Annotated in this window: 16 protein-coding genes; 13 read left to right on the top strand and 3 right to left on the bottom strand. The window is 27.2% G+C overall.

The genetic code is table 11. The features are described 5' to 3' along the window. Window positions 1-93 precede the first annotated feature (93 nt). From ACFYH6_RS14695 to ACFYH6_RS14675, 5 genes are all read left to right on the top strand, one after another. The gene (locus ACFYH6_RS14695) at window positions 94-2,085 is read left to right on the top strand and encodes an ATP-dependent helicase (RefSeq protein WP_416178222.1); all 1,992 of its coding nucleotides are present in this window, start codon (window positions 94-96) and stop codon (window positions 2,083-2,085) included. Between the two features lie 96 nt (window positions 2,086-2,181). Continuing rightward, window positions 2,182-4,143: a cell division protein FtsA gene (locus tag ACFYH6_RS14690; RefSeq protein ID WP_416178223.1), complete on the top strand. Its 1,962-nt coding sequence runs from the start codon at window positions 2,182-2,184 to the stop codon at window positions 4,141-4,143. A gap of 38 nt (window positions 4,144-4,181) precedes the next feature. After that, on the top strand, window positions 4,182-5,372 hold the full coding sequence (locus tag ACFYH6_RS14685; protein WP_416178224.1) for a M20 metallopeptidase family protein: 1,191 nt from the start codon (window positions 4,182-4,184) through the stop codon (window positions 5,370-5,372). Window positions 5,373-5,436: 64 nt separating this feature from the next. After that, window positions 5,437-6,405, top strand: coding sequence for an RluA family pseudouridine synthase (locus ACFYH6_RS14680; protein ID WP_316344554.1), 969 nt, complete (start codon window positions 5,437-5,439; stop codon window positions 6,403-6,405). Between the two features lie 15 nt (window positions 6,406-6,420). After that, on the top strand, window positions 6,421-8,037 hold the full coding sequence (locus tag ACFYH6_RS14675) for a putative polysaccharide biosynthesis protein (RefSeq protein ID WP_416178225.1): 1,617 nt from the start codon (window positions 6,421-6,423) through the stop codon (window positions 8,035-8,037). A 122-nt stretch (window positions 8,038-8,159) separates the two neighbouring features. On the opposite strand, the gene ACFYH6_RS14670 is transcribed toward ACFYH6_RS14675, so the two are convergent. The 3 genes from ACFYH6_RS14670 to spoVB all read right to left on the bottom strand — a co-directional run bounded on the left by ACFYH6_RS14670 (window position 8,160) and on the right by spoVB (window position 12,500). Beyond that, window positions 8,160-9,272: an ArsR/SmtB family transcription factor gene (locus tag ACFYH6_RS14670; RefSeq protein WP_416178226.1), complete on the bottom strand. Its 1,113-nt coding sequence runs from the start codon at window positions 9,270-9,272 to the stop codon at window positions 8,160-8,162. 21 nt (window positions 9,273-9,293) lie between these two features. Then, on the bottom strand, window positions 9,294-10,559 hold the full coding sequence (locus ACFYH6_RS14665) for an MFS transporter (RefSeq protein WP_316345352.1): 1,266 nt from the start codon (window positions 10,557-10,559) through the stop codon (window positions 9,294-9,296). 441 nt (window positions 10,560-11,000) lie between these two features. After that, window positions 11,001-12,500, bottom strand: coding sequence for a stage V sporulation protein B (gene spoVB, locus ACFYH6_RS14660; RefSeq protein ID WP_416178227.1), 1,500 nt, complete (start codon window positions 12,498-12,500; stop codon window positions 11,001-11,003). Between the two features lie 156 nt (window positions 12,501-12,656). On the opposite strand from spoVB, the gene ACFYH6_RS14655 reads away from it, so the two are divergent. From ACFYH6_RS14655 to ACFYH6_RS14620, 8 genes are all read left to right on the top strand, one after another. Continuing rightward, complete coding sequence (locus ACFYH6_RS14655) at window positions 12,657-13,151, top strand: hypothetical protein (RefSeq protein ID WP_416178228.1); 495 nt, start codon at window positions 12,657-12,659, stop codon at window positions 13,149-13,151. Between the two features lie 25 nt (window positions 13,152-13,176). Next, a complete protein-coding gene (locus tag ACFYH6_RS14650; protein WP_316344161.1) occupies window positions 13,177-14,847 on the top strand; it encodes a B12-binding domain-containing radical SAM protein in 1,671 nt (556 codons plus the stop codon). Window positions 14,848-15,051: 204 nt separating this feature from the next. Then, window positions 15,052-15,378, top strand: a complete 327-nt coding sequence (locus tag ACFYH6_RS14645; protein WP_316344162.1) for an ATPase — start codon at window positions 15,052-15,054, stop codon at window positions 15,376-15,378. Continuing rightward, window positions 15,365-17,320, top strand: a complete 1,956-nt coding sequence (locus ACFYH6_RS14640; protein WP_416178229.1) for a V-type ATP synthase subunit I — start codon at window positions 15,365-15,367, stop codon at window positions 17,318-17,320. Before ACFYH6_RS14645 ends, ACFYH6_RS14640 begins: the two co-directional genes overlap by 14 nt. Window positions 17,321-17,332: 12 nt before the next feature. Further along, window positions 17,333-17,818, top strand: coding sequence for a V-type ATP synthase subunit K (locus tag ACFYH6_RS14635; protein ID WP_416178230.1), 486 nt, complete (start codon window positions 17,333-17,335; stop codon window positions 17,816-17,818). A gap of 18 nt (window positions 17,819-17,836) precedes the next feature. Then, the gene (locus ACFYH6_RS14630; RefSeq protein WP_316344165.1) at window positions 17,837-18,427 is read left to right on the top strand and encodes a V-type ATP synthase subunit E; all 591 of its coding nucleotides are present in this window, start codon (window positions 17,837-17,839) and stop codon (window positions 18,425-18,427) included. Window positions 18,428-18,439: 12 nt separating this feature from the next. After that, window positions 18,440-19,441, top strand: a complete 1,002-nt coding sequence (locus ACFYH6_RS14625; RefSeq protein WP_416178231.1) for a V-type ATP synthase subunit C — start codon at window positions 18,440-18,442, stop codon at window positions 19,439-19,441. Beyond that, on the top strand, window positions 19,434-19,745 hold the full coding sequence (locus ACFYH6_RS14620; RefSeq protein WP_316344167.1) for a V-type ATP synthase subunit F: 312 nt from the start codon (window positions 19,434-19,436) through the stop codon (window positions 19,743-19,745). The genes ACFYH6_RS14625 and ACFYH6_RS14620 overlap by 8 nt, the downstream gene beginning before the upstream one ends. The last annotated feature ends 6 nt before the right edge of the window (window positions 19,746-19,751 follow it).

The following is a 19,751-nucleotide window of genomic DNA, read 5'->3' as shown; positions in this document are numbered from 1 at the left end:
AAACATATACCTATTGTACCTCTATAAATAAATTATTACAATATAGTTATTTATAGTATGAAAAAGTCAATAATAAATAGTAGAGGAGATAAGATGAAGGTTAATTTAGATAAGTATCAAGAGAAAGCTGTTTATATAAATGAAAAAAATGTATTAGTTGTAGCGGCTCCTGGATCTGGGAAAACTACTGTAATCATTAATAGAGTAGATCATTTAGTTACTGAATTAAATGTTAAGGTAGGAAATATAATTGTAATTACTTTTACAAGGGCAGCAGCAGATAATATGAGAACTAGGTATAAAAATGTATTTAATAGAGATGTTGCACCCTTTTTTGGAACCTTTCATGGATTGTTTTATAAGATTTTATTAAGGGAAGGTTATAATATATCTATAATTCAAGGAGGAGTTGCTCATAGAATTATTAAGTCTGTTTTAACAAAATATTCTGATGAAGTTAGTGAAGATAAGATTAAGGAAGTTCTTAATAATATTTCGCTTTTTAAAACTTCTTTAAAAAATATTGAAGATTTTAAGCCTTCTTTATCTAAAGACATTTTTGTAGAAGCTTTAGAAAAGTATGAAGAATACAAAAATAAAAATGAACTTTGGGATTTTGATGATTTATCAATTAAGGTAATTAAATTATTTAAAGAAGATGAAAATCTACTAAACAAATATTTAACCTTATTTAAATATGTTCTTGTAGATGAATTTCAAGATTGTGATGAATTACAAATAACATTTTTAAAGATGATGAATAAAAATAATTCTTTATTTGCAGTAGGAGATGAAGATCAGTGCATATATAGTTTTAGAGGATCTAAGCCAGAGTATATGGTAACCTTTAAAGAAATTTTTAATGGTGGAGAAAAGATTTATTTATCTATAAATTATAGAAGTAATGAGAATATTGTTGAGGCTTCTAAGGATGTTATCAAAAATAATTTAAAAAGAAATAATAAAGTAATTAATTCTTATAAAAAAACTAATGGGATTATAAAGTTTTCATCTCCTTATGATGAAAGAAATCAAGGTGAAGAGATAGCTAACATAGTTGAAAAGTCTATATATAATGTAAGTGAAAATGCAGTTCTATATAGAACCAATATGGAGGCTAGAAGTCTTATTGATACATTTACAAGAAGAAGAATTCCCTTTGTTCTTTTAGATAAAGGATATAACTTTTTTGAACACTTTATTGCTAAAGATATTCTAGCATATTTAAGGTTAGCTATTGATATTAAGGATAGGGAAAGCTTTTTACATATAATAAATAAACCTTTTAGATATGTTAGTAAGAGTAATTTAGAATACTTAAGAGCCTATAGAGACGATAAGTGTCCCTTTGATATATTAATTGAAAAGAAAGATACTCCACCTTATCAAGCTAAAAAATTAGATGAATTAAGAAGGGATATTATTCACTTAAATAAACTGTCATTATCATCAGCTATACAGTATGTAATAACAGAATTAGGATATATAGATTATTTAAAGGAATATTCAGAAAGATACAATCAAAGTATTGATGACTTAGAAGATATAGTTGAAGAATTTAAAAGTGCAGCTGATGGACTTAAGACTATTATAGAATTATTTGCTCATGTTGAAAGAGTTAAAGAAAGCATAGAGGAAAGCAAGGAGATAAAAGAAGGTGTTATTTTAAGTACCATTCATGGGGTTAAGGGGATGGAATTTAAAAATGTATTTTTAATTAATGCAAATGAAGAAACAATTCCACATAGATCATCAATGGAAGAAAACATAGAAGAAGAAAGAAGGTTGTTTTATGTAGGAATAACTAGAGCTATAGATAATTTATATATATTCTCTCCTAAAACTCAAAGAGGAAAATTTAAAGAAGCTTCTAGATTTGTTATAGAAGGAAAGTTTAAGGAAATAGAAAGTAATGAAGACTATGGGATAAAAGTTAATGATATAATTACACATAAGGCTTACGGAATTGGAAAAGTTATAGAAATAAATAAGGATCTTATAAAAATAGACTTTGGAGATAAAGTAAACAAAAGTTTTTCTATTAAAGTATTGATGGAAAATAATCTTATTGTAATAAATAAGTAAGTAATAGTTCACTAATTAGATATTAGGCTGTATAATTTTATTATGGCAATAAAAGGAGAAAACAAGCTATATTATATAGATTATGAGGTGTATTAAATGGAGAATGTAAATTTAAGTAAGGTTAAATTTGCACTAGATGTGGGGACTCGATCACTAATAGGGACTGTTGGAATAGTTGAAGATAATAAATTTAAAGTAATATGCGAAAAATACTTAGAACATGAAGAAAGAGCCATGATAGACGGACAAATTCATGATATAGATTTAGTTGCAAAAGCTGTAAAAACAATAGTAGATGAAATTCAGTCAGAATTAGGAATTGAACTTAAAGATGTATCAATTGCAGCGGCGGGAAGATTCCTAAAAACAATAAATTCTGAAGGTATAATGAACTTAAACATAGATGATGAGATAACTAAGGAAGACGTAAAAAGTTTAGAGTTAATTTCTTTAAAGGCTGCTGAAAATGAAATAAATAAAACTACAGAAGGCAAACTTTATTGTGTAGGATATTCAGTTAGAAATTACTTTTTAAATGGTTTTGTTATTTCTAATTTAGTTGGACACAAAGGTGAAGAAGCAAAAGTGGAAACTATAGCAACATTTTTACCACGCTCAGTTGTAGATTCACTATATTCAGTAATGAGTAAAGTTGGATTAAAAGTTAATAACTTAACTTTAGAGCCAATTGCTGCTATTGAAGCAGTAGTACCACAAAAATTAAGACTTTTAAATATAGCTTTAGTAGATATTGGAGCTGGTACATCAGATATAGCAATAAGTTCTAAGGATAGCATATCATCCTATGGAATGGTTCCACTTGCTGGTGATGAAGTAACAGAGGCAATAGCACAAGAATGCTTAGTAGATTTTAATACTGCTGAATACATAAAAAGAAATTTATTAATAAGTGATGAAATAACATATACAGATGTAATAGGATTTGAAAATACTATAAAATCAGAAAATATATTAAAGAGTATTAAACCAATAGTCAAAAAAATAGCAGAAGCTATAGGTAGTAAGATAATTGAATTAAATGCTAATAAATCACCAAGTGCATTATTCTTAGTAGGAGGAGGCGCTCATACTCCAGGTCTTATAAATGAATTAAGTGATGTAATGAATATACCTATTCAAAGAATAGCAATTAAAGATAGAAAGGCTATAGAAAATTGTATTAGTAATAATGATTTAGGATCAGCAGGAGTAACAGTATTAGGTATAGCATTAATATCAATAAAAAATGGGCACAATGATTTTATTGAAGTTACTTTAAATGGTTCAGAAGTTGCTTTATTTAATTCTCATAACCATAGTGTTGTGGATGTAATAATTCATGCTGGAATTAATCCTAATATGTTAATTGCAAAGAATGGTAAGAATTTAAGATATACATTAAATGGAGTAAAAAGAGTAGCTTTTGGAGAACGAGGAAGAAGTCCAAAGATTAAAGTTAATGGAAATATTGAAAGCTTAGATAAGATAATTAAGTCAGGGGATAATATCGAAATAACATATGCTATTTCAGGAAAAGATGCAAATCCTACCATTATTGATGAAATAAGGGGATTCAATAGCAAGAGTTTTTATCTTGATAATAAAATAATAAATCTAGAACCCATTATTTTAGTTAATGAAAATAAAGAAACTCTAGATTATTTTATAAAAGAAAATGATAATATTAATATAATTCTTCCTAAAACTATTGGGGATTTAAAAAAATATATAATTAATAAGGAAGTAAATATTAAAAAGGATTCAGAAACTATAAGTGATAGTTATATTATTAATGAAAATGACAACTTAATTACCTATGAGGAAGCAAATAATCAGGAAGAAATATTAAAAGATACTATTGAAATAGAAGTAGGTTTTAATGATTCAAAGATAAAATTATATGGCAAAAAAGATTATATCTTTGTAGATATTTTCAATTATGTTTCTTTTGATTTAAGAGAAGCAAGGGGCACAATTAACTTAATGTTAAATGGAAATAAAGTTGGATATACAGAAAGACTGAATGATGGGGACAGTATTGAGGTTTTCTGGACATAGGTAATACTACATAAAATACAATTAAGGGGGCAATATTTATGAATTTTAAAGATGAAGCAATAAGTATAAAAAATGAATTGATTAATATAAGACGAACTTTACATCAGTATCCAGAGTTAGGTATGGAAGAATATGAAACTTCTAAGTTTATAAAAAACTTTTTAAAAAAAGAAGGCATAGACTTTATAGAAGTAGCTAAAACTGGAGTATGTGGAATTATAAGAGGAACTAAAGAAAGTAATAGTGATAATGTAAAAACTATAGCTTTAAGAGGAGATATTGATGGACTACCTATTTTAGATAAGAAGGTATGTGAATATTCCTCAAAAGTAGAAGGAAAAATGCATGCTTGTGGTCATGATGGACATACTACTATCTTATTGGGAGCTGCCAAGCTATTAAATCAAAATAAGGATTTATTTAGTGGAAATGTAAAATTATTATTTGAACCAGCAGAAGAAACTATAGGTGGAGCTAGATTTATGATTGAAGAGGGAGTATTAGAAAACCCAAGAGTAGATTGTGTTTGTGGCCTTCATGTAGAAGAAAATTTAGAATGTGGAACTATTATGTTAAAGGATGGAGTAGTAAATGCAGCATCAAACCCATTTACAATAAAAATAAAAGGGGCAGGCGGACATGGAGCTTATCCACACACTACAGTAGATCCAGTAGTTATAGCTAGCCATATTGTTTTAGCTATTCAAACAATAGTAAGCAGAGAAATAAATACAGCTAATCCTGCAGTAATAACTGTTGGAAGTATTCATGGAGGTACAGCTCAAAATATTATACCAGAAGAGGTTGTAATAAGTGGTGTTATTAGAACTATGAGTAAGGAAGATAGGAAATTTGCAAAGGAAAGATTAAGGGAAATAGTAGAAGGGATATGTAAGTCTTCTAGAGCTTCTGCTGATGTAGATATAGAGGAATCTTATCCTAATCTTTATAATGATGAAAAGATGGTAGAGTTATTTAAAATTGGAGCAGAAAAAGTTTTAGGAGAAGAAAATGTATTGCTTCAAAAATATCCTAAGATGGGAGTAGAAAGCTTTGCTTATTTTGCAAATGAAAGACCTGGAGTTTTTTATTTCTTAGGTTCTGGTAATAAAGAAAAAAATATTATTCATCCAGCCCATAGTAATTTGTTTGATATAGATGAGAATTGTTTACCTCTTGGAGTAGCAATGCAATGTGAAATGGCTTTTGAATATTTGACAAGAAGTTAAAATAATATTAATCTAGTATAATGGAGAAAATAGTTTATAAAATAGAAACTAGGAGTGATTACTATTGAAAATAGAAATAGGAACAAATGAAGCTGGCCAAAGGCTAGATAAATTTTTAAGAAAATTATTAAAGGATGTTCCATTAAGTAAAATATTTAAAGCCTTAAGAAAAGGTGATGTAAGAGTTAATGGAAAGAAACAGAAGGAAAATTATACACTTCAAGTGGATGACATAGTTGAAATTAAATATATACAAAGTACAAAAGAAAAACCAGAAGAAAAATTTATTAAGGTAAATGCAAGTGGAATGAAAATCACTTATGAGGATGCTAATATATTAATAGTTGAAAAATGGCCTAATATCCTAGTTCATCCAGATGAAAAGGGAAAAGAGCCAAGTTTAACGGATTATGTATTATCATATTTAAATGAAAAAGGTGATTATTTACCTGAAAATGAAGTAACTTTTACTCCAGCACCATGTAATAGATTAGATAGAAATACTTCAGGTATAGTTATATTTGGTAAGAATTTTGAAGCTTTAAGAAATGTAAATGAATTAATAAGAGAAGGCAATGTTGAAAAGTATTACAATGCCTTAGTTAAGGGCAAAATTAAAGATGGATTATATAAGGGTTATATACTGAAAAATGAAGATGCTAATATTTCTAAGATTTATGATGAAAAGGTTCCTAATTCTAAGGAAATAGCTATGGAAGTTAAAACAATACAAACTAATAGTGCGTATTCACTTTTAGAAATAGACTTGATAACAGGAAGAAGCCATCAAATAAGAGCTCATTTGTCTCACTTAGGAGCACCTATTATTGGTGATAATAAGTATGGAGATAGAAAATTAAATTCATTCTTTGCAAATAAATTTGGCTTAGATTGTCAATTCTTATATGCATATAAAATTGTTTTTAGAGATACAAAAGATAAATTAAGTTATTTAAATAATAAAACAATAACAGAAAGCTTACCACCAGTATTTAAAAAGATTAAAAATGATGTGTTTAAGTTCAGAATATAATAAAAGGTGATTAGTATGGAACAAAAATCAGCCGGACGTGGTTTTTTAATATTATCAATAGCAGGTATTGCTGGTAAGCTATTATCAGCAATATATGTTCCTTTATTAACAAGAGTTTTAGGGGAAACTGGATATGGTATATATGTAGCAGGTTATGATATATTTGTATTTTTAATTGCAGTAACTAGTTTAGGTGCTCAACCTGCAGTTACTAAGGTTGTAACAGAGCTTAGAGCAATGGGAAATCATAAAGATGCTTTAAGAGCAATGAAGCTATCAATAAAGTATTTAGCATTAATTAGTATAGTAATAGCTGGAATATTTATGGCATTATCATTTCCAATATCTAAATTAATATATAGAGAAAGATCTGCTTTAACATTTGTATTCTTAGGGCCTGCAATAATTTTTGCAGCTGTTTTAGCTGCTTTTAGAGGATATATGCAAGGTGTAGAAGAAATGGAATCCTTAGCAATATCACAAATTGTTGAGCAATTAATTAATGTTGTGCTTAGTCTTGTTTTTGCAGCTTTATTATTATCAGTTACAAGTAAGCCGGAATGGGGAAGTGCTGGAGGTACTGTAGGTACTTCTCTTGGGGCAATCGTTGCAATAATATATATAATGTACATTTACAACAAAAAGGATTTTAAAGAAGAAGCAGAGTTAAATCACGATCCAAGTAGAAAAAGGGTTTCTGATAAAAGAATAGTTAAAAAGTTATTTATGTATGCTATTCCTATAACAATGGTGGCGGCAGTTCAGAATTTCGCAGGAGTTATAGATAGTATAACTTTAGCTAGAAGCTTAAATTCTGCAGGCTTTGATAAAGATAAGATAGATAGCTTAACGGCAATACTTTCATATTATAAAACTCTTATTTATGTACCACTTGCTATAGTAACAGCCCTTGGAACATCTATATTTCCAAAGATTATACAAGCATTTGTTTATAAAAATAAGAAGGATTTAAAACAACAAACTAGTTATGCTTTTAGAATAATGTATATAATAGTTATGCCAGCAACCTTTGGATTAGCTATATTAAGTAAGGAAATATATACTTTTCTATTTCCTTCTAACTCAGGATATAATTTGTTAATGTATGGCTCTACATTGTTAATATTTATGTCAATAACAACTATACAAAATGTTATTTTACAAGGGATTAATAAATTATATTTAATTATTGTATCTGCAAGTCTTGGATTACTTGCAAAAATAATTATAAACATAGTTTTAGTTTCTAATCCAAATATTAATATAAAGGGAGCTGTAATTGCAACATTTATATCATTTATAATACCTACTATAATAAATCATAGAAAAATCAAAAAGTTCTTTAGAGTGAATATTCCAATAGTAAAACAAGCAATAGTACCAACAATTTGCTCTATACTAATGACTTTAGTTATATTTCTTGCAAAATTCCCTATTCTCAGAGTTACTGAAGCTTTAGGTGGGGGAAAAATTGTAACTGCTATAGAAACAGTTATATTAATAGGAATAGGGGGAATTGTGTACCTTTACTCAATGATTTACTTTGGAGGAATTAGAAAGAAAGACTTAGATTTATTTTCACCTAAATTATTTAAGTTCTTACCAAGAAGACTGAGAAAAGAACTACTTTAGGAATGAAGAATGTAAAATGTAAAATGTAGAATTAAGGTGAAAACTCCACAGGAGTTTTGTAAATTTAAAGAATGAAAGATTAAAAACTCAGCTTAGGCTGAGTTTTTTTCATTAATTATGCATTATCCAAATGTGTTTTGTAGTAAATTGCATATTTTATTTATTTCTTCTTTATTTAAGCTGTAGTAGGCTTTTGTATCTATTTTATTTATGGTAACTAGCTTGTTTAGAGATAAGGTATTCATATGATATGAAATTGTAGCTGTTGTAAGATTTAGTCTTTCTGCTATTTGTTGACCATACATTGGCTCAATATTTAGCATTTTTAGGATTTCATATTTGCTTTTATCACTTAAACATTTTAATTTTTCTAGTAAAACTTCTTCTTCATCTTTTTTCCCTTTTGATAAATTCATTAGCTCTTCGAACTTATATCCTAAGTAACAAACAGTACTCTCATTTATTGAAATTAATGAATTTGTATTTTCGTTTAGTGAAATTTTTCTTAAGTCTACCATAGAGGGATATATTATTAATTCAGAAACTCCATCTACTTTAAAGGTACTAAGTTCTGTTAGAAAATTATTGTTTCCACTTAGTTTCTTTTTTAAATTTGAGATAAGTTTGTTTTTATCTTTTTCAAATATTGAAAAAATATCTTGAAAGTTATCTATTGAAGTTAATAATATCTTAAAGTATTTTAATAAAATGTTTTTACTATCTTCTAATAGAACTGTTAGTTTCCATTTTGATTCGTAAGAAAAATCTTTACTGTTAATTAGATACTTAAGAAATTCATGTTTATTCATAGATAAATTTAAATTTTTATCATCAAAATTTTCTATTATAAATTTAATTACTTCCTTGAAGGTAAATTCTTTAACCTCTTCTTCTGATAATTGTGTGATTTTTTCTTTTAACTGAATAAGTTCATCCTTGGTGAAATTTACTAGAAATATTTCGAATATTGATATAGAGTTCTTATGACTTCCATCATTAATATCTGAAAAATAGAATTTCATATCATCTAATGGAAGTGTATTAATCTTCTTGAATTTTTCAATAAATTTATAAAAGCTTTTAAGATTATTTTTCTTATATTTTTCATTATCTATGGGTATTTTAGATAAAGTATCATTTAGCAGTTTTAATTCTTCATTTTCATCTGCCAAAAACATAAAGGCTTTGTTAATTTCATATAAAATATTTATTTCATCTTTAATAATGTAATTCAAAATAAACACTCCTTTTAAGTTCTAGTATTCATCAAATGCTTTAATTGTTTTATTTAATGACATTATTAAAAATAATAATGATATTAGAATACCAAAGCATAAGAATAGTAGTTTGATATTTACAAATTGAGATATAATACCTACTATACAAGCGGCTATAGGTACTGCACATAGTGCACCTGCATTAAAAATTGCAGCTACTCTTGATAAATATTCTTGGCTTACTTTTTTCATCATAACTACCTGTAATACAAAGGTTAAAATTAATACACCTACACCAAGTAAGAATAAATTAAGAGCTAATATTATATACATAATAAGTTTGTTTTCTATATTTCCAAGGAAAGATAATAATGAATATGTTATACCTATTATAACACCTCCAAGTATAAACATCTTTCTTCCACCTAAGATTTCTTTTATTCTAGGTCCAAGAATCCCAGATAAGATCATTCCAGATAACATACCTATACTTATTACTGATAGGGCTGTACTATCTGTTCTAAGAACTTCTTCAACATATGGAGCCTGTAGTGAATTAATTGGAATAAGTAAAGCATTTATAATAGTTGCAAATAAAATTAGTACAATTATTAATTTATCTTTCTTAATAAATAAAAAGCCTTCTTTTAAGTCACTAAAAGATCCTTTTACTGTAATTTTGTTATCAGATATTGTACTTTTTATTTTTAAGGAGAGTACTAAAAATCCACATACTAAAAAGGTTAATGCATCAATTAATATTGCACCACCTAATCCACTCAAAGATATTATTAATGGTGATATTGCAAGACCTATTAATTCAGCAACTTTACATCCAGAAGAACAGAATGCCATACCATGTTCTAGTTTTTCTATAGGAATTGTTTTAGGGAATATAGACATAGATGCGGGTTGTCTAAAAGATTCAAAAGATGAGTTTAAAAATGTTATTACATACAAATGCCATACAGCAAGATTACTTGTAATAAATAACACAGCAATTAAAAATACACAAAATGCCCGTCCAAAATCACAAATTGCCATAATTTTTTTATCGGGAACATATTTACAAGCAACACCAGATATCATACCAAATAGTATATTTGGTATTCCATTAACAGCAAAAATAGTAGCAACTAAAAGCGTAGATCCTGTAATTTTGTAAACAAGTAATGAAAAAGCTATAGTATCAATTCCATCCCCAAATCTTGAAATGATACTAGAAAAAGTGTCTAAAAGATAATTTTTTTCACAAAACAAATCCGTATACTTAATTTTATCCTTTTCTAATTTTACCATACTCATTGAAATCCCCCTTTTTATTTTAAATAACTAATATGTAAAAGCATACCAATTAGTTAGATATATATAAATAGTTATTAGATGATTATCTAATATATTATGCAAAAAAATAAATAATGATAATAATATTTATTTAATTACCAAAGAAGTACATTGAATAATAGTCATTTAATTAAGTATAAATAAAAGTCTAGTGAATATACACCAAGCAAATCAATGCATAATGCATAATTGATAATGCATAATTAAGGAAATAACTCAGGCAAGCTGAGTTATAAAAATTATTAATTCTGAAAGAATTTAATCCATAATTCTTTCAGAATTTCATTTTTTAATTCCTTCATTTCAATTTTGCGTAAGCAAAAGATAAACTTCATTCTTTCATTTTCCCAAACTCCGAAGGAGTTTTCACCACAATTATGCATTGCACATTACGCATTATCCCTACTCTTCTTCTATTCCAAAGAAACTTAAAGCTACAAAGGTTGAAAATGTTATAAAAATAAGAAGAATATTTTTTAGTATAATAAAATTATTTAATATGTTTGAAGTAAGTCCTTTTAATATTATAAATAATAATATGGAGAGCAATGTGAAAATTATTATATTGCTAGTAGATAAATTTAAATATATATGTTTTTGGACTTCTCTAAGGTTTATAAATAAACTTATGCTAGAAGTTATAAATAAGGTTATACCATATCCCATTATATTAACCCCTGGAATACCTATGAATATGAATAAACAGATAATCTCTATTGTAGATACTATTAATGAGTTTCGAAGAATTATTCCTTGTTTATTTAAGCCATTTAATATTCCAAACATTGTACTGGCAGTAAAGAATATAGGAGCACTTAAGGAAGCAATTTTAATATAGTTACCTAAGTCATCTCTTTTAAAGAACATTTCACCTAGAGAATTAGGAATTAAGTTACATACTACTGTAGTAGCTAATCCTAATAAAAAAGCTATTTTCATAACTTTTTTTATTCTTAAAGATGCATTATAGTAATCTCTTCTACTTATGGTTTCAGAAAGATCTGGAACTATTAATGAATTTATAGACATAATAACTATCATTGGGAAAGTTACAATAGTTAATGCCATTCCATTAAACTTACCTATCATACCTAGTGCTGTTGAGGTATCAAATCCAGCAGCTGCTAATCTTCTTGGAACTAAAAGAGTAGAAGCGGTTCCAAATAAATTTCCTAAAAATCCATTTAAACATAGAGGCAATGCAATAACCAAAACATTAAATAATAGCTGAGAAGCTCTTTCAGGCTTGTTAGATGATTTAGGAACTTGTTTAGTAAGATTTTTATAATAAATAAAAAGTAGAATTAAGCTTTGTAATTCACCTATAGCAAGGGAAAGATAAGCTAAAGTTACAAGAGATGTAATTGAATTAGCTTTAAATATAAAAATTAACAAAGTTATAGTTATAATACGCATAGCCTTTTCTAAAATATCTATAAAGGAAGGAACAACTATTTTTGAAACTCCATAAAAGTATCCTTTTAGAATATTTGATAAAGCTATAAATACCATGGCAGGACAAGTTATTCTAATTGCATTTATAGTTCTCATATCATGAATTCCATATTTACTTATGTAAGGAGCTAAAAAAAACACCATTACTCCTATAAAAACAGCCCAAATCACATTAAAACTTGCAACTGATCTTATTGTTTTAGTTATATTATTATATTGCCCCTTTGACTTATATATAGCAGAAACTTTAGATATAGCAGCTATTATACCAGCAGTCATAAGACAAATGAAGAGATTATAAATAGGCATAACTAAACCATAAAGTCCAACACCCACAGGGCCTATAAGATTTGATAAGTAAATTGAGAAAATAAATCCCAATACACCTGTGGTTATATTTGATGCTGTCAGCAGAATAGAATTCTTTAGAAAGCTATCTTCTTTCAAAATTTTCACCCCCAATCAATACACTTATATGTATTCTTTAGAAAATAAAAATATGAATAATGAAAGATTTTTAAATATTAATAAAAAATAATAATAAATTTATAGAAGTACTAATATAAATATAATGTAACTTATGTAATATGGAGGTATGGTGAGATGGGAAAAACAATAGTATTAAATTTATCGGATGTAGTACTAAAGGGAAATATATTGGATGTAGGAGAAAGCTTTGGAGTTATTTACAATATATCAAAGGATATAATGAATGAAATATCAGTGGATTATATTAATGGAGATAACTATCATATTTTAAAGGAAGAAGAATATGATACTTGCACTATGTTTTTTTGCTTGAGTAATATTTGGAATAATTCAAATAGATTAAAATTAATAGAAGAAGTAAGTAAATATATTAAATCTGGGGGAGAATTACTTATATGGGATATTAATAAGGAAGTAAGAGATATGATAAATAATAAGATAATAGCATTATTACCCTCTGGAAAATATAAAGAATTTGAATTTAAAAATTTAAATCCTATAATAAAATCTAACATTGAAGAAAATGAGAAACTTATTGAAAAATATTATATAATAGAGGAAACTAAATTGTGGGAGGATATTCATTTTATAAGGGGTAAGAAAATATAGTTTAAGTTCGAAGGGAGATATACTTATGAAAATTTTGCTTACAGCTTTAAATTCTAAATTTGTGCATAGTAATTTAGCTGTTAGATATTTAAAAGCTTATACAAAGGACATGGATTATGAATGTAAAATTAGAGAGTTTTCTATAAATGATAGGGAAGAAAAAATATTAGAAGAAATCATTAAGGAAAGGCCGAATGTAGTGGCTTTTTCTACTTACATATGGAATATAGAAATGATAAAGAGAATTTCAAATTTAATAAAATTAGTAGATGAAAGTATTGAGATTGTTTATGGAGGACCAGAGGTATCTTATGATAGTCAAAACATACTTAAAGAACTAAATGGGGAATATATTATTGAAGGAGAAGGAGAAAAGACATATAGGGAGTTTGTTGAATATAAGCTTGGTAGTAGAGACATAAAATCTATTAGAGGTCTTTATTATAAAGTTAATGGAGAAATTCATTCTAATGGAAAAAGACCATTAATGAATATGAATGAACTAGTTTTTCCTTATGAAGAAGATGAGGATTTAGATAACAAAATAGTATATTATGAAGGAAGTAGAGGTTGTCCATTTAATTGCAAATATTGTTTATCATCTACTGTACATGGTGTTAGATTCTTAGATGTAGATAGGGTAAAAAAAGAATTGCAGTACTTTATAGATAAAGAAGTAAGATTAGTTAAGTTCGTAGATAGAACTTTTAATTGCAATCATAAATTTACTATGGCTATATGGGAGTTTTTAATTAATCAAGAAACTAAAACTCAATTCCATTTTGAAATATCAGCTGATATTTTAAAGGAGGCTGAACTTGAATTATTAAGAAAAGCGCCTAAAGATAGATTTCAATTTGAAGTTGGAGTTCAAACTACAAATGATGAAGTTTTAAATAAAATAAATAGATTCGTTAATTTCAGTGATATAAAGGAAAAGGTTGATGAGCTTCTTAAAATACGAAATATTAAGCAACACCTTGATTTAATTGCTGGATTACCAGGAGAAGATTATAATTCCTTTAAAAAATCCTTTAATGATGTATATAGTATATCACCAGAAGAAATACAATTAGGATTCTTAAAGCTTCTTAGAGGGTCATCAATGAGAGAGGAAGCAGAGGAGTATGGAATGAAGTATTCTCCATATCCACCATATGAAATATTAAAAACTAATTCTATAAGTTATGAAGAGCTTCTTAAACTGAAAAAAGTTGAGGAAATGGTAGATAAATACTATAATTCTCAGAAATTTAATAACATAATAAAATATTTTGTTAATAAGTTTGATACACCTTTTGATTTTTACTATGAATTAGGATCTTATTTTGAGGAGAAGGGATACTTTAATAGAAATATAGGAAATAGTGAGTACTATCGAGTATTTTTAGATTTTAATATGGAAATATTAAAAGAAGATAATTCTATATTAAATGAAATATTAAGATATGATTATTTAAGCTTTAACAAAAAAAGAGGGATACCTGATTTTATTGGGAAGAGTATTGATAAAAGTGAAGAGGAAGAAATGAAAGAAAAATTAAGAGAAAAATATTCCTTTAAAAACTATTATATAGAGAGTTTTAATATAAATATTAATATATTTATAGAATCATCGATAATAATTAAAGAAAAGGATTATTTTTTATTCGGATATGAAGGTGATATAATACACGTCAATAGTGAAATAATTTAATTTTATTAAGTATTAATTTGTTAAGTTAATCCAAGAAAAAAATGATATTAAAAACAAATGAAATTCATAATTTATGCAAAAAAAGAATAAAAATATTGAAAAAATTAATGAATAGTGTATAATATAGAAAAAGTAATTAATACTACTTAAAGTATTAATTACTATATTATTATTGTCATTTAATATAATAAAGGTGGTGAGATTTTGGCATTAGAAGCAATAAATGATATTAAAAAGTCCGAAGATCAGGCTGAAAAGATAATAAAAGAAGCTACATTAAGATCAAAGGAAATAATTAAAGAAGCAAGCCTATTAGCTGATGAAGAGTACGAGAAAATTATAAATTCTGCTAATTTGAGGAAAAAAGAAATAATTAAAAAGGCAGAAGATGATGGGAATTCTGAAGCTAAGCCTATATTAGATAAAGGTGAAACAGAAGTACAAGAAATAAAAAATATTTCTATGGACAAGAAAAATAATGCTATTAATTTAATCGTTGAGAGGATAGTGAAGATTCATGGCAATAGTTAAGATGAAGAAGTTCACTTTACTTACCTTTGAATCTAAAAAGCCAAAGTTTTTAAAGGAAATTCAAGGCTTATCTAATGTTGAATTTATTAATTTACAAGATGAAGATTTTCTTGAAAAGTATGAAGATTTGAAAAGTTTATCTAAGGATAATGATGAAGTAGAGTGTTCTAAATATGAAGAAAACTTATCAAAAGCAAAATTTGGAGTTGAGTTTTTTAATAAATATGTTCCTAAAAAATCAGGGTTAAAGGCATTAAGAGAAGAAAAATTAACTTTAACTTTAGATGAATTAGAAGAAAAGGTTAATTCCTTTAATTGGATAGACAGTTATGATAAAGCTAAAGAGAAAGAATCAGAGTTAGTAAAGTTAGACTCAGAAGTTACAAAGCTACAATCTGAAATAGATAATTTAACACCATGGGAAAACTTAGATATTGCTTTCAGCGAACTTAAGTCATTAAGAAATACATCCTATTATTTAGGAACAATAGCTAAGGGTTATGAAGAAAAAGTACTTGAAGAATTATCAAATTGCTATATTGAAATAATTTCAAGAAGTACTAATGATGTTAATTTATTGATTTTAGCTAATAAGGAATATGATGAAAATATTTCTGAAGTATTAAGAAGTATTGGATTTAGTTCTTTTAAAACAGAATATACAGATGTACCATTAAAACTTATTTTGGATTTTAAACATAGAATAGAAGAAATTCAATCTAGGAGATTTTTTGTTCAAGAGGAAATATCTGATCTTGAAGAAGATTTGAAAAAGTTGGAATTAGCTTATGACTATTTTGCAAGTAAGGTTGAAAGAATAAAAGCATCTAGAAACTTTTTAAAGACTAAAAATGTTTGCGCTATACAGGGATGGATAGCAGAGGAAGATAGTGAGAACTTAAAAACTATATGTTCAAAGGTTTTAAATGATGATTATTACATAGAATTAGAAGATGTTAAGGAAGAGGAAATAGATAAGGTTCCTATAAAATTAAAAAATGGAGAATTAGTTTCAGCCTTTGAAAGTGTAACTGGAATGTATAGTTACCCAAAATATAATGAAATTGATCCTACTCCACTTCTTACACCATTTTACTTAATATTCTTTGGCATGATGGTTGCTGATGTGGGATATGGATTGGTAGTTTTAATAGCTTCAATTGTGGCACTAAAGTTCTTAAAGTTAAATGATAGTATGAAGGACTTTATGAAGTTTTTCTTCTACTTAAGTTTTCCAACAATATTCTTTGGCTTAGTTTATGGCTCTTTCTTTGGAGATGCAATTGCGATGCCATTCAAATTAATTGATACTAATAAGGATGTAATGACTATAGTTGCTTTATCCCTAGCCTTAGGAGTAATTCAAATATTCTTTGGGCTATTTATAAAAGCTTATAGTTTAATAAGACTAGGAAAAGGTATGGAAGCATTACTTGATGCAGGGTCTTGGATAATAACATTATTATCAATAGGAGGAATTGCAGCAGTAAAATTATTAAAATTACCAAGTTTCTTAAATACATTATTTATCATTACAGCCATTATAGGTGCAATATTAATAGTTATTGCTGGTGGAAGAGAAGAAAAATCCTTTGGAGCTAAAGCAGGTCAGGGACTATATGCATTATACGGTATTACTGGATATGTAGGAGATTTAGTTTCTTATACAAGACTTATGGCCTTAGGGCTTGCAGGTGGTTCTATTGCAGGTGCATTAAATTTATTAATTCACACTTTACCAGGAGTAGCTGCAATAATAATAGGACCAGTGTTATTTGTTTTATTCCATATATTCAATTTAGGATTATCTTTACTTGGAGCCTATGTTCATACAGCTAGACTTCAATACGTTGAATACTTTGGAAAATTTTATGATGGTGGTGGAAAGCCATTTAAAGCATTTAAAAGTTCAGAAAAGTATATAAGGATCAAAAGAAATTAGGAGGAATTACAAATGGAAATGTCATGGATTCAATTTTTTATAGAAAATAATGGAGGATTAATATTTGCAGCACTTGGAGCTGCATTAGCAGTTGGACTATCAGGTATAGGTTCAGCAAAAGGTGTTGGTATAGTTGGTGAAGCAGCTACAGGATTAATTACAGAAGAACCAGAAAAGTTTGGTAAAGCATTAGTTCTTCAATTACTACCAGGTACACAAGGTTTATATGGTTTCGTTATAGGTTTCTTAATATTTACTAAGATGACTTCAGGTATGCCATTTGAACAAGGATTATACTTATTAGCAGCAGGACTTCCAATAGCATTTGCAGGACTTTGGTCTGGTATAGCTCAAGGTAAAGTTGCAGCAGCAGGTATTCAAATATTAGCTAAGAATGAAGACCACAACACTAAAGGTATTATATTAGCAGCTATGGTTGAAACATATGCATTATTAGGTTTCGTTATTTCATTTATGTTAGTAAATAAAGGATTCTAGGATTGGAGAGAATAGGCGATGGCAAATATAAATAATCTAACTTCTAAAATCCTTAGGGATGCTGAAGAAAGAAAGGAAAATATTCTAGCTTCTGCTGAAGAAGAAAAGAATAAAATTCTTTCAAAGAAAATAGCTAAAGCCAAGGAACTAGAAAAAGAAATTATAAATAAGGCTGAGGTTGAAGCTAAGAGCAGAAAAGAAAGAATTATATCTTCTGCTTCTCTAAAGGTTAGAAATAATAAATTATCCGCAAAGCAAGAAGTTATAAAAGAAGTGTTTGAAAAAAGTATAGATGTATTATCTTCTATATCTGGAGATGATTTTTTAAGATTTATTAAAAATTCAATACTTTCTTTAGGAGAAATAGGTGAACAAAATCTAATTTTAAATAAAGAAGGAATGGAATTAGTTGATCTTACTTTTATATATGATTTAAATCAAGTATTAGGAGATAAAGGCAATATAAAATTAAGTCCTAATGTTGGAAATTTTAAAGGTGGATTTATTCTTGAAAGAAATGGAATAGAAATAAATAATACATATGAAGCTTTAGTAAGTTCATTAAAAGATGAATTGGAGTTTGAAGTAGCAAGTGTGTTATTTGATTAAGGAGGGTAAGAGATGGATGTAATGAAATTTACCCAAGCAGTATCAAGAATATGGGTTCTAGAAACTAGACTTCTTGATAAGTCAAAAGTTGAGAGAATGATTGAAGCCAGTTCAGCTAGTGAAGTACTAAGAATATTAAATGAAACAGAATACTCAAATGTTTCAGCAAATGTAAAAAGACCAGAAGATTATGAAGAAATATTAGCAGCAGAACTAAAAAGAGTATATGATTTAGTTTATGAAATAAGCCCTATTAAAGATGTTGTTAAGATAATGAGCTTAAAATATGATTATCATAATGCTAAGGTTCTTTTAAAAGAAAAGTTATTAGGCAAAGATTTGTCATCAATGCTTATAAAATTAGGAAATTTAGATTTAATTGAAATTAAGCGTAAGATAGATTCTGATAATTTAAGAAGCTTAAATGGAACTTTGGGCAAAGGAATTCAAGAAGCTATGAAGGCCTTTGAAGAAACTAAGGATCCTCAAAAAATAGATATTATTATAGATAAATATATGTATAAAGAATTAGTAGAACTTAATAAATCTTTAAATTATAAGTTTATAGATAATTTAGTTAAAGCTATGATTGATTCTACTAATATAAGAACTTTACTTAGAATTAAAAAACAAAATAAGGGAAGAGATTTTGCACAAGAAGTTATAGTTAATGGTGGTGCCATAGATAGTAATAAATTAATTTCTCTATTAAACGAATCACCAGAAAACATAATGTCAAAATTACAAAGTACTATTTATTCAGATTTAATTAAAGAAGGATTTGAAGGATATATTGCAACAGAATCTGCAAGTCTTTTAGAGAAATTAAGTGATAACTATATCATGGAATTAATGAAAAATTCTAAGTTGGTTACATTTGGACCAGAAAAATTATTATCTTATATTTATGCCAAAGAAACAGAAATAAAAGTAATAAGAATTATAATGGTTGGCAAGCTTAATAATATTGCTGAGGAAGTAATAAGAGAAAGGTTGCGTGATATATATGCATAAGAAGATAGCCGTAGTTGGCGATAAAGATTCAGTTTTAGCATTTAAAGCTTTAGGAATAGATGTATTTCCAGTAGTGGAAGCTGATGAAGCAAGAAGAGCAGTAGATAATTGTGCGAGAAATAATTATGCAGTAATATTTGTTACTGAGCAAGTAGCTCAAAACATAGAAGAAACTATAGCACGTTATAACGAAGAAATACTTCCATCTGTAATATTAATTCCAAGTAATCAAGGTTCATTAAATATTGGACTTAAGAGAATTAGTGATAGTGTGGAAAAAGCTGTTGGCGTTAATATTTTATAGGAAGGT

It is taken from the genome of Clostridium sp. HCS.1, assembly GCF_047900555.1.
Lineage (GTDB): Bacteria > Bacillota > Clostridia > Clostridiales > Clostridiaceae > Clostridium.
This window is presented reverse-complemented; position numbering and strand designations above follow the sequence as displayed.

Bases quoted from the DNA above. Each gene is read 5' to 3' on its own strand.
- ACFYH6_RS14625 (WP_416178231.1), top strand. From the start codon at position 18,440: ATGGATGTAATGAAATTTACCCAAGCAGTATCAAGAATATGGGTTCTA.
- ACFYH6_RS14640 (WP_416178229.1), top strand. From the start codon at position 15,365: ATGGCAATAGTTAAGATGAAGAAGTTCACTTTACTTACCTTTGAATCT.
- ACFYH6_RS14665 (WP_316345352.1), bottom strand. From the start codon at position 10,559: ATGAGTATGGTAAAATTAGAAAAGGATAAAATTAAGTATACGGATTTG.
- ACFYH6_RS14655 (WP_416178228.1), top strand. From the start codon at position 12,657: ATGGGAAAAACAATAGTATTAAATTTATCGGATGTAGTACTAAAGGGA.
- ACFYH6_RS14630 (WP_316344165.1), top strand. From the start codon at position 17,837: ATGGCAAATATAAATAATCTAACTTCTAAAATCCTTAGGGATGCTGAA.
- ACFYH6_RS14695 (WP_416178222.1), top strand. From the start codon at position 94: ATGAAGGTTAATTTAGATAAGTATCAAGAGAAAGCTGTTTATATAAAT.
- ACFYH6_RS14690 (WP_416178223.1), top strand. From the start codon at position 2,182: ATGGAGAATGTAAATTTAAGTAAGGTTAAATTTGCACTAGATGTGGGG.
- ACFYH6_RS14650 (WP_316344161.1), top strand. From the start codon at position 13,177: ATGAAAATTTTGCTTACAGCTTTAAATTCTAAATTTGTGCATAGTAAT.
- ACFYH6_RS14685 (WP_416178224.1), top strand. From the start codon at position 4,182: ATGAATTTTAAAGATGAAGCAATAAGTATAAAAAATGAATTGATTAAT.
- ACFYH6_RS14675 (WP_416178225.1), top strand. From the start codon at position 6,421: ATGGAACAAAAATCAGCCGGACGTGGTTTTTTAATATTATCAATAGCA.
- ACFYH6_RS14635 (WP_416178230.1), top strand. From the start codon at position 17,333: ATGGAAATGTCATGGATTCAATTTTTTATAGAAAATAATGGAGGATTA.
- ACFYH6_RS14620 (WP_316344167.1), top strand. From the start codon at position 19,434: ATGCATAAGAAGATAGCCGTAGTTGGCGATAAAGATTCAGTTTTAGCA.